Below are 12516 nucleotides of genomic sequence, written 5' to 3' on the forward strand. Positions count from 1 at the left end.
CGAAGGTCGCCGATCTCATGGATAAATTTAGAGTTGAAGTTATTTCTAAAATCCCCAATCCTCAACAGGTGATTTATGCGGCGATGCATCAAGATTATAGTGAAAATCTGGTTTATGATGAACGAGAAGAATGGCCGAATGAATCTAAAGCGGGAGAATTGATTGTTAAACATTTATTATCTGGGGGTCGGGGACATTATGGCCCCTTAGAACATCCTCAAATTGTCTTGAATTGCGGTTATTTTCCTCACAGTGTCATGCAACAGGTACGGACTCATCGGGTCGGAATCTCGTTCGATGTACAGTGTCTCGCTGCCAATACTGAAGTTACCTTTGTCAATTGTAATGGTGAAAGCAGCAAAAAGCTTAGAAAAACTATCGGAGAATTATATGACCTCTGGCACAATGGCGAACAAGCAATTCGTTCAAGACAAATTAGGGGTCGAAAGGGTGAACCCCCTGGAGAATATCGCCGTGATTGTAAAAAGAGACTCCAAAAGATGCGGTTACGAGTTTTAAACGAGGACAGCGGTTTGTTTGAAGTCGGACATATCGAACAAGTCATCTGTCAAGGCATTCAACCGGTTTATCGCATGACTTTGGAAAATGGGAAAACTCTTGATTGTACGGTCAATCATCGCCTATTGACTTCAGAAGGTTGGCAAACCATGGGTGAAGCAGTGGGGTTAGTGACTGGAGAGGATAGTTGTATAATTAACCTGACTAAAGACGCTGCGGTTATGTGTAATGGGATACCAGTTAATGACAATGGCTTGTATCGGGAAAAAGATTGGATTGAAGAGAGAGTAAGTGCTGTTTTTTCCACCGATGAGCAAGAAAATTTGGGAATTAACCCTCTCTATCGTGACCGAGAATGGTTACAGGAAAAATTGGCGGAAGGTCTTCATGTTGATGAGATGGCACATTTGTGTAATTGTTCGATAGAAGCCATTAAAAAGTGGATTTATTGGTATGGACTATCGTTGAATAAGCGTCCCAAAGGCCAAAAGAATCCCTGGAATAAGGGGAAAACTGGCTATCATCTTAATCTATCACCAGAGAGCCAACAAAAACGTCGAGATAATGCAAGGAAATATACCCGACGAGGATCGGAATCTAATTTTTGGAAAGGAGGTACGTCTAATGAACGTCAGAAAATTGGCGCATGGACAAGAGAAATTGCTGCTCAAGTTCACCAAAAGTTTGATTATATTTGTCAGTGTTGTGGAGAACGTGGAGGACAATTACATGCTCATCATTTAGTCCCTGTTTATGCGAATGAGAGTTTGGCTTATGAGTTCGATAATCTGATTACACTCTGTAAGTTTTGTCACGAAAAGATTCATCATCATAATCAAGAGGAAGAATTTGCTCAAAATTATCAACCGATTGTGGAGCCTAAATCTTGGCAGAGTAAGCCCAGTCCTCCAGGGAATCAACTTAAAGCTCATCCGGTAAAGATTGTAAAAGTTGAGTATTTAGGAGAGCAAATGACCTATGATTTAGAAGTTTCAGGAAACTGGCATAATTTTGTTGCAAATGATATGGTAGTGCATAATTCCAACCGCTATACAGGATCGCGAATTATACAAGCAGCTCAAGGTTTAAAACCCATTGAAGAGGTGTTTTATCTCCGTCCAGTGGGAGAATATAGTAATCGTCAAGGGAAGCATTATACCTATACCGAAGAACAGCGACAATCAGATTTAGAGTGGTGTTTGCAAGCCGCAAAACGGTATCAGCAAATGGTGGAGAATGGCATATCGGAAGAACATGCACGGGGAATTATCCCTTTTGATGTTAGACAACATTTTGTGGTCTCTTTGAATGGGCGATCGCTGATGCATCTGTTAGACTTAAGATATAAGCTTGATGCTCAACTTGAATGCCAAAAACTCTGCGAACATATATTTCCTCATTTCCAAAATTGGATGCCTGAAGTGGCGCAATGGTATGAGAAAAACCGCCTGAAAAAGGCGAAGTTATCCCCCTAGTCTAAAAATGATGCTCCAGAGGGCAACTAATCCAAATCCGGATAAAATAATGCCGGAAATGCGGTTAATCCAGCGCAAACGATTGGGGGTTATTTTATGTTTCATTAAGCCCATACCGGTAACCAGCACACACCACCAGAGTGCCGATCCAGAAAAGACACTTAAAACGAGGAGAAAGGCTAATCCTTGTCCATAGCTATTTCCGGCTCCAAGTCCGGCAAAAATGGCGGCAAAGGAGAGAATGGTCAGGGGATTGGTTAGGGTTAAAAATAGGGTGGAAACATAGGCACGCCATAGGGTTTTACCGTCAATTTTGGCTTCTTTTTCGCTGGGAGATGAGCGAAAAGTTTGCACTCCTAAATAACAGAGAAAAAGTCCACCTATCAGGCGTAGTCCAATTTGATGTTCGATTAAGAGATTGGAGATAAAGGTTAATCCTAATGCTGCAATACAGCCATAGAAACCATCGGCAGTGGCTGCACCTAAACCGGAGATTAATCCGGCCATTTTACCTTGGGTTAAAGTGCGCCGGATACATAAAATACCAATAGGGCCAACGGGTGCGGCAATGGAAAAACCGATGATTAATCCTTTGAGAATAACTGCAAGTTCCATGGGGAATGGGGAAGGGGTTGCTACTGTTCTGGTTTAGGATACCTAAGTCACAGAGAGATTTGAAGGGGAAATAAAAGGTAAATGACTTGATTTTTTGCAGAATATAAGGTAAAATAGAAAGATGACTTTCGATTCAGAAAAACTGTTAGATTCGACGGGATGGCAAATCCTAGAAATCTTGCAAGGGGAAGGGAGAATCTCATTTGCGGAGTTGGGGAGAAAGGTAGGGTTGTCTGCTCCGGCGATCGCGGAACGGGTAAAGCGCATGGAAGAAACAGGTATCATTACCGGATACCATGCCCAGGTGAATCCGGAAAAAGTGGCCTATCCTATTTCTGCCATTATTGCCCTAACCACAACGCCCCAGCAATATCCGCAGATCTTAGCCGTCATTCAAGCCTTACCGGAAGTGCGATCCTGTCACCATGTTACCGGTAATGTTTCATTCTTCATGGAAGTGACCGTATCTTCGATGAGGCACTTAGAGGAGATTATCAATCAACTCAGTCAATTTGGGCAAACCTCCACCTCTATTATTCTCTCATCACCGCTTCCTAGACGGGGAATCCTAGGGAGTTAATAAGTTATGGCGATCGCTCCAAATAATCCTGAGTGATTTGCATAATAATATCTAAGCGAAAATTTTCAAACAACGCCGTCAGGGCTTCAGATAAATCCTGATGAGTAGGAGCAATCTCCTTGATCAACTCAGCCACCCGTTCTTCATTCACTTCCCTAGCTGCATAATAGAGGGTTTCTATCCAGGTTTGGACAACTTGATTCAACTCTTCTGACCACAAAGGATCGCTGCGTCTCCGATGTTTTTTAAGCTTCCTTTTCGATTGGGGCATCGCTTCATAAATATAAGAAGCATCTAAATAACGGGATAAACTATTAAAAATCACCCGACTCTTAAAAGGTTTACAAATAAAATCATCAGAACCAGCTTGGATAATCTCTGCTCGTCTCTCTTCAAAAGCACTGGCCGTTAGGGCAATAATTACGGTTGCTTGTAAACCCTTCTGCCGTTCTTGCTCTCGAATGATACGAGTTGCTTCTAAACCATCAATAATCGGCATCCGAGTATCCATCAGAATCAAGTCAGGTTGCCAATCAATCCACAGAGCGATCGCTTCTTGACCATGACTAGCTTCCATCACTTCAAACCCCACTGGGTCGAGCAACTTAACCAACAGCTTGCGATTTTCTGGGGTATCATCAACCACTAAGATCCGATAAGTTTTTTGATCCGGACTTAAACGGGCTACTTGCAGATCGTCCCGTTCCTTTAATAAAGGTGAAAATTGACTGCCTAGTTTCAGGGGCATGTGAAACAGAAAGACAGTTCCTATTCCCACCTCACTCCTAACCGAAATCTCCCCCCCCATTAAACGCACAAACTTCTCCGTAATGGATAATCCTAAACCACTCCCTTGAGCTGATTTAAGCCCCGTTGAGGTTTGTACAAAAGCCTTAAATAAATCCTGTTGTTCTTCTTCAGAAATACCTGGGCCTGTATCACTGACCTGGAATTCAAGATCGGATCGATCTGGATCTGTTTTTAAATTAACGCTCAATTGCACGCGACCTACTTCAGTAAATTTAATGGAATTGCCAATTAAATTAATCAAGCAACTCCGCAATTTTTGCTCATCCGCTTGAATGTACTGAGGAACTTGTGGATCAACATTAAATTCTAGGATGATTTTTTTAGATTCTGCCCTAACTTGAAATAAATCCTCTAATCCATCTAATAAAGAGTAAAGGTCTAAATCTTTCTCGTTTAAATGAATAATTCCAGCTTCAATTTTAGACAGATCTAAAATATCATCAATTAAATCTAATAAATGCTCCCCACTTCGATTAATGATCTCTAAATATTCTCGCTGTTCATCATCCACTTGATAATCGCGAAGCATCACTTGAGTAAACCCTAAAATAGAATTTAAAGGGGTTCTCAGCTCATGACTCATATTGGCTAAAAATTGGCTTTTTGCCTTAGATGCTGCTGCTGCTTCTTCTTCAGCTTTTTTACGCTCTTGAATTTCCTGTTGTAGGGTTTTATTTTGCTCTTGCAATTGATTTTGCAGTCGTCGAATCGTCAACTGATGTTGAATGCGAGCTAAAACCTCTTCTACCTGAAATGGTTTGGTAATGTAATCTACTCCCCCGACTTGAAACGCTCTCACTTTATCCAGGACTTCATCTAAGGCACTGACAAAAACGATGGGAATATTCTGAGTTTGTTCATCTTCTTTAAGCTGCTGACAAATTTCATAGCCATCCATATCAGGCAGCTTAATGTCTAAAAGAATTAAATCCAAGTTTCCAGATCGCGAAGCTCTTAGGGCCATTTCCCCTTTCACTGCTCCCTTAACTTTGTATCCCGCTTCGGATAAAGTTTGAGATAATACCTGGAGATTTTCCAGTTGATCGTCAACAATTAAAATATTACCTTTATAAGTATCCACAGCTTTTAAAAACTATCTCCTAATCTAAATTAACACTATCAAGATCTGTCTCTTCGATCAAATTTAAAATTTGATCGCAGCGAAAGGTTTTTACTAAATCAGTGAGCGCTCTAGCCAGAGCAAAATATTGCTCAGGAATTTGGTCAATCAATTGCAAAAGCCGATCGTCATCAATGGCATCCGCAGCATCATACAATTGCTTTCGCCACTCGTGGGGCATGACCTTAAGACTATGGGGTTTAAGAATAAATGGGGATACAGAACCGGTAATGGATGCTTGCCTCGGTTTTTCTGAATGATAACTATGAATATAACGTACCCCTAAATATTGGGCAATTTTTTCAAAGATCTGATCTTCTGTAAAGGGTTTTAGTACACAGTCATTACAGCCTACCCTCAGTATATGGTCAATTTCCTGTTCTAAGATGCTTGCGGTTAAGGCAATAATAATAGGAGGCGGGTCTGTAGAGGGTGTATTGGCTCTAATATACTCAGTCACTTCCTCTCCATTCATGACAGGCATCCGGATGTCCATCCAAATTAAGTGAGGTTTCCATGTTTCCCAAATGGCGATTGCTTGGGAGCCATTTTCTGCTGTTTGGACTTCAAAACCAATGGGGGCTAAAAAATGTAACAGAAGTTGGCGATTTTCCCATTGATCGTCCACAATCAAAATTCGATATACGGGCTGGTCTGGAGCTAAACCCACTACTCTACAGTTTCCACTACTAGGGATGACTTGCTCTAAATCAACCCTAGACACTTCAATAGTAAACTGAAATTTACTGCCATAACCGACTTTGCTTTCAAGGGTAATTGTGCCATTCATTAATTGTACAAACTTTTGGGCAATGGTCAAGCCTAAACCGGTTCCCTCTTGAGAAATTTTTCCCGTTTTACTTTGTACAAAGGCTTCAAATAGTTTGGGCTGGTCTTCCGGATCGATTCCCGGCCCTGTATCTTCTACTTCCACTTGCAAAACTACTTTTTTGGCTGATGGTGCTGGCGGATTATCGATCGGTAAAACTCGGAGAATGACTTGGCCTTTTTGGGTGAATTTTAGTCCATTATTGAGTAAGTTAATTAAAATTTGACGTAATTTTACTTGATCTGCACAAATATAGGCTGGCACTTGGGGGGAAATCGAAAAAAGTAATTCTATATTTTTCTGTTCTGCTCTGAGCTTAAACATATCTTCTAAATCATTAATCATCCTCATAAAATCAAAACAACTTTCCTCTAAAGTCATTCTCCCAGATTCGATTTTAGACAAATCCAACACATTATTAATCAAGGTCAATAGATGTTGTCCACTGCGATTCATAATGCGGACATTTTCTTGATGTTCTACTGGCAAAGAAAGGGAACGCTCCATTAATTGGCAAAAGCCTAAAATTACATTTAGGGGCGATCGTAGTTCATGACTCATGTTCGCCAAAAACTCGCTTTTAGCCCGATTGGCTAATTCTGCGGTTTGTTTGGCAAGTTCTAATTCTTGAGTTCTTTGATAGACTTTTTTCTCCAGATCCTGATTCAGCTCTGTCAGTTCTGAATTAATAAGTTGTAATCTTTTATTTTGTCGAGCTAATTTTTGATCTTGATCGTAACTGCGTAAGGCCTCAATCACGGTTAACTTTAAATCTTCCCCATCCCAGGGTTTGGCAATATAACGGTATAATTTAGCATGATTAACAACTCTTCCGACCACATCAGCACTGGCTTGACCCGTCAATAAGATTTTTAAAGTTTTAGGAGACAACTCATGAATTTTAATCAATAGTTCATCCCCAGACATTTCCGGCATCATATGATCTGAGATAATTAAAGCAATATCAATTTTATCCAGTAGAAAATCTTCGGCAATTTCTAGGGCTTCCATACCACTTTCAGCTTGTTCAATTAAGTAACCCGATGTTAACCAAGTTTTCAGTTGTCGCTTTAAGCTATCTAAAATACTTGGCTCATCATCGACGCAGAGGATGGCTCGATTAGAAGTCATAAAATTAGCCCTCGATTGATCTTTAAACAACAGAACCTTTATAGGAGAATTCTTCCTTTACCGCCAGGGATCGCCCTATTTATGGCAAAAATATCCATAGAGACTTACAATAAAGGATAATCACAGTGCTAATATGAATCAAAAATAACTTTAGACTCATGATGGCTCTGTTTCTGTTTCTCAAACCCAGCTCCCATTTTGCATTCATTGTCTGACCCATCGCTAATGATTACGCAGGAACCCGTCTCGGTTAAACCCAATATCCTTGTTGTCGATGATATCCCAGCAAACCTGCATTTGTTTGCTAAGATGCTCAGTCAAGAGGGCTATAAGGTGCGATCGGCGGTTACAGGTGCATTGGCAATATCAGGTGCTAAGGCAATGCCACCTGACTTGATTTTACTGGATATTTTAATGCCAGAACTAGATGGTTATCAAGTTTGTGCTTTGCTCAAAGCCGATCCCTTAACTCAGGATATCCCAATTATTTTTATTAGTGCCCTAGGTGAAGAAATTGATAAGGTTAGAGCCTTTGAAGTCGGAGCAGTCGATTATGTGACTAAACCTTTTCTTAAATCTGAGGTGCTGGCTCGGATTGATTATCATATCCGAGCGTCTCAGACCCAAAAACAACTGCTTACCCAGAATTTCCGGTTACAAGAAGAAATTGAATATCGTCGTTTGATGGAAGCTAAACTGGAGCGCTTTAGTGTCCATCTTAAACAGATCCATCGTTTAAATACTTCCCAGTATCGGACAATAGAAGCCTTATTTGGGGATTATCTGCAAACCGGATGTTCCATTTTCGGGTGTTCAGTGGGTTTGATGGGTCATCTGGAGGAGGGTATGTATGTGATTGATGCGCTGGAATCAACGTTTGATAGCATCAGTTCATCTGGGCGACTGAGGGTTGAGGATACTTATTTGGATTGGGTAGTTCGCCGCCAAAAAACGGTTACCCATGAAGAAATCGATCGGGGGTTGAGGTCTCTTAAGGCTCTCAATTTGGGGTGCTGTATCTTGAAGTCGTTTATGGGCACACCGATTTGGGTACAGGATGAATTGTATGGGGTTTTAATCTTTGGCTCAACTCAGGATCGCTTGGAGAGATTTGATACTCAAGCCCAGGATATTGTAGAGCTGATGGCTCAAGGATTGGGTAAGTGGATCGGGATTCGACAAACGGCTCTGAAACAGAAGCAGGCTGAAGAAGAGACCCAATTGTTACTAAGGGTGACTCAAGCGATTAGTCGATCGCCGGATTTTAACAGCGCTTTGCAATCAGCTCTAGAACATCTCTGTGAAGCCAGTGGTTGGAGCTACGGTGAAGTTTGGCTTCCGAGTCCCGATGGTCAGACCTTAACTCTAAGTCCCGCTTGGTACTGCCACAAACAGGAGCCTCCAGAGGTGTTGAGTCATTTAGAACGGTTTCGCTTTGGTCGTCAAGAACAGATTTGGAGCAGTGGGACAGGCTTACTGGGGAAGGTTTGGGCAACCGCAAAGGCGGAATATGTGCCGGATGTCCCCCAGCGATCGCCAGAAATTTGTCAACAGCCCGATTTAGCCGCTCTATGTCATATCCAACAAGGGTTATGGATTCCCATTCTTTCGGTCTCAGGAGATCGACCGCAGGAAAAGGTAGTGGCAGTATTAGCGCTGTTTTTGTCGGGAATCTCGACCTTAGAATTCCACCATCAATCCCATCAACTCCTAACCTTTGCTTGGGCGATCGCCTCCCAACTCGGAACTGTCCTCTGTCAGAAACAGATTGAAGCCGAACAAAGAGCGATGCTCATGGCTATGGACGATCTGATCATGGTTTATAACCAGGAGGGAATTTGTCTGAAATTTATGACCAATAATCCCCTCTTTCTCCAGGAACCCCCAGAAAATAAGTTACACAAGAGTTTATACGACTGTTTACCTCAAGCCGAAGCCGACGAACATTTAAGAGCGATTCGAGAGGCGATCGCCACCGGAGAAACCCAAACCCTTCAATACCACCTGAACATTGGCGATCGACGCATGTGGTTTTCCGGCAAAATTTCCCCCCTATCCCACAACACCATCCTCTTAGTTGTACGGGATATCACCCCCCTAGAAACCATCACCACTGCCCTCCAACAAAGTGAAGCCCGTTTTCGAGCCATTTTTGAACAAGCAGGAATTGGCATATATATTACCACCTTAGAAGGTCATATTTTACAAACCAATGCAGCCTTTGAATCCTTCCTCGGCTATCGCTCAACAGAGCTGCAAAATCGTCCTATTCACGATATTATTTATGCCGATGATAATCTAGATGACCCCAATTTTCAAAACTTATTACTGGGTAGAGTTCAATCCTATCAAATCGAAAGACGCTATCTTCACCACAATGGAGCAATCCGATGGGGAAGAGTAACCCTTTCGCCCGTTCAAGAACACCAGAAAATCCAATTTATTTTTGCCCTGGTCGAAGACATTACCGAAACCCGCAAAATAGAATGGCAGATCAAAGAAAGTGAACGGCGATATCGCGAACTTATTGAAGTCCAAAAAGATGTTTTAATTTGTCGCTGGAAACCCAATACAGAACTCACTTTTGTTAATCAGTATTTCTGTCAATTCTTTCATCAAAATACTATAGATTTAATTGGCAAAAAACTCAACTCATGGTTGGTTGACTCCCAATCTCTCCAAGACCTTGAAAATAACATCCTAGAACTCTTAACCACCCTAAATCCTAAAACTTGGGAATATGAGTATCGCTCAGGGACAGGAGAAAACAGGTGGTTGCGGTGGACTAATCAACCCATTGTTGACCGTTGGGGAATTTTAGTAGATATTCAAGCCTTTGGTGTAGATATCACCGCTCAAAAGCAGCGAGAGTTAGCATTAAAGTTAATTTCCCAAGGCATTGCATCTGCGACAGGTAACAACTTTTTTGAGAGCTGTACTCAATATTTAGCTGACCTTTTACAAGTTAAATATGCCTTACTTGCTCAAGTCTCTGATACCCAGTTTCATCAGGTTGATATTTTAGCCTTCTGGAATGGTAAAGAAATTCAGAGAATTGAGCAATTTGAAACCATTAATGCTCCCTGCGATCAGCTTTTATCTGGAGAGTCCGTCTATTATCCGGATAACTTACAAGATGACTTTGAAAATCATCCCTTAATTATACAATTAAACGCTAAGAGCTATTTGGGATTACCCCTAAAAAATACCCACCACCAAATAATAGGTTATCTAGCTGTTTTAGACACCAAGCCCTTAAACATAGATGCTCAAAAACAAGTTATTATAGATATATTTGTAGCTCGATCGGAAGCAGAACTAGAACGGACAATTTCGCAAAAAAAATTAGAAAAAATAGCCCAACAAGAACGGTCTATTTCTAGAATATTATCCCATATACAACAAATATTAGATCTCGATAAAACCTTCAAATTAACAACCGATGAAATTCGAGAACTATTTGACAGTGATAGAGTTGCTATTTATAAATTAAATCTAGATTTTAGCGGTCAATTTATTGCTGATTCTTTCGCTTCAGGATGGACTTCTTTATTAGATTTACAAAGTCAGATTGCTTGGTCATCAGAACTCATTGTCGATGAAAGTTGTGCCATTAAACATTGGCTCAATACTCCCAGTCAATGCTCTTATCCTTTAAAATCTATTTCCTTAGAATCATCCGATCATCAGGTTCAATATTTATCTATAACAGATATTTATCAAGCTGGTTTTGAGGTTGAGTATCTAAAGTTTGTGGAAAAAATGCAGGCTAGATCCTATCTAATTATCCCTTTATTTTCCTCTCAAAAGCTTTGGGGATTGTTGGGAATCTATCAAAATAGATCGGCTCGTGAATGGCAAGAAAATGAAATTAAAATAGCCCTATATATTGCCAATTGTCTTAGCATTGCCATTCAACAATGGCAATTAGTCGATCAAATTCAGAAAAAATCAGAAGAGCTAAAAATAGCTAAAGAAAATGCTGATGCTTCTAATCGAGCTAAAAGTGCTTTTTTAGCAAAAATGAGTCATGAATTTCGCACTCCTCTCAACGCGATCTTAGGCTTTGCCCAAGTCATGGGACGTGATGGCTCCTTATCCGGAATTCAGCAAGAGCAATTGAAGATTATTAATCAAAGTGGTGAACATCTGCTTAATTTAATCAATGATGTGCTAGAAATGTCCAGGATCGAATCGGGTAAAGTTGACCTGAATACCACGGATTTTGATTTACTCAAAGTTGTGGAAAATTTAAAAAGTGTATTGCAACTTAAGGCTCGACTCAAAGGATTAGAATTAAAAATCAAAATTGAAGAAACAGTGAATCAATATGTTCATGGAGATGAGAAAAAATTAGGGCAAGTCCTTCTCAATTTGGTTGATAATGGGATTAAATTTACCTCCCAAGGTTCCGTTACCCTAGAAGTCACGCGATCCGAGATATCTGCAAAGCATCCCGATCGATATAAGGTTAAGTTTAAAGTAATTGATACGGGTATAGGAATTGCCCCGGAAAATATAGAAACTTTGTTTAAGCCTTTTGTGCAAAGTAAGGGATTGACTCCCCTTTCTGATTTCTGTCACAACGATCAAGAAGGCACAGGATTAGGATTAGCCATTAGTCAACATTTCGTTGAGTTAATGGGAGGTCAATTAAGAGTAGACTCTAGGTTAGGGGTGGGGAGTACCTTCTTTTTTGAGATTCCCTTACCCCTCGGACAAGCCGAATCAATCATTTCCCATCGCCCTCAACAAACCATCACTGGGTTAGCTCCAAATCAGCCTATTTATCGGATCTTAGTGGTTGATGATGAACGGGATCAGCGCTTATTAATGCTGCATTTGTTAACTCATGTCGGGTTTGAAGTGCAAGCGGCTCAAAATGGACAAGAAGCGATCGCCCTTTGGCAAAGTTGGCAACCCCATCTGATCCTCATGGATATGCGGATGCCTGTTCTCAATGGCTTAGATGCCACCCATCAGATTAAATCAACCATCCAAGGCCAAGCCACCGTAGTGATGGCGCTTACTGCTCATGCCTTTGAAGAAGATCGAGAACAGGTTTTAGCGGCTGGATGTGACGACTTTATCAGCAAACCCTTTCACGAACAAGTGCTGTTAGAAAAAATAGCTCACTATTTGGGCGCTCGTTATCTCTATGAAACTTGTCCTCTGGAGTCCACCCTAGAATCAGCAGAAACCCCATACTCTGCCGCCACACTCCCCTCCATCAGTTTGCCCTGGCAAACCTTATCAACTGAACAGTTATTAGCCCTTCATCAAAGTGCTATTGAAGCCGATCAAGACTCAATTCTTGACCTGAGCGCAGATATCAATAATCCCCAAATCACCCAGTGGTTAGTGAAGCGCGTTCATCACTTTGAGTTTGAAACCATTTGTGAGGCGATTTCCCCCTTTATCACCTCAAAATAACTCC

General features: G+C 41.1%; 6 protein-coding genes. 3 read left to right on the top strand and 3 right to left on the bottom strand.

What is annotated here, in order from left to right:
* Window positions 1-17 precede the first annotated feature (17 nt).
* A complete protein-coding gene (gene thyX, locus AC3FZD_RS09380) occupies window positions 18-1994 on the top strand; it encodes an FAD-dependent thymidylate synthase (RefSeq protein WP_488739881.1) in 1977 nt (658 codons plus the stop codon).
* On the opposite strand, the gene AC3FZD_RS09385 is transcribed toward thyX, so the two are convergent.
* Window positions 1983-2609, bottom strand: a complete 627-nt coding sequence (locus AC3FZD_RS09385; protein ID WP_488739882.1) for a LysE family translocator — start codon at window positions 2607-2609, stop codon at window positions 1983-1985. The genes thyX and AC3FZD_RS09385 overlap by 12 nt on opposite strands.
* A gap of 121 nt (window positions 2610-2730) precedes the next feature.
* On the opposite strand from AC3FZD_RS09385, the gene AC3FZD_RS09390 reads away from it, so the two are divergent.
* The gene (locus AC3FZD_RS09390) at window positions 2731-3189 is read left to right on the top strand and encodes an Lrp/AsnC family transcriptional regulator (protein ID WP_488739883.1); all 459 of its coding nucleotides are present in this window, start codon (window positions 2731-2733) and stop codon (window positions 3187-3189) included.
* 4 nt (window positions 3190-3193) lie between these two features.
* Here AC3FZD_RS09390 and AC3FZD_RS09395 read toward each other — a convergent pair whose 3' ends face one another.
* Together AC3FZD_RS09395 and AC3FZD_RS09400 are read right to left on the bottom strand one after the other, a co-directional pair.
* Window positions 3194-5080 carry a response regulator gene (locus AC3FZD_RS09395; protein WP_488739884.1) on the bottom strand — a complete coding sequence of 629 codons (1887 nt, stop codon included), beginning with the start codon at window positions 5078-5080 and terminating at the stop codon, window positions 3194-3196.
* 19 nt (window positions 5081-5099) lie between these two features.
* Window positions 5100-7079: a response regulator gene (locus AC3FZD_RS09400; RefSeq protein ID WP_488739885.1), complete on the bottom strand. Its 1980-nt coding sequence runs from the start codon at window positions 7077-7079 to the stop codon at window positions 5100-5102.
* Window positions 7080-7304: 225 nt separating this feature from the next.
* Here AC3FZD_RS09400 and AC3FZD_RS09405 point away from each other — a divergent pair, with 225 nt between their 5' ends.
* Complete coding sequence (locus AC3FZD_RS09405) at window positions 7305-12512, top strand: response regulator (RefSeq protein ID WP_488739886.1); 5208 nt, start codon at window positions 7305-7307, stop codon at window positions 12510-12512.
* Window positions 12513-12516: the final 4 nt, after the last annotated feature.

This window comes from Roseofilum sp. KMC-1, from assembly GCF_057802075.1.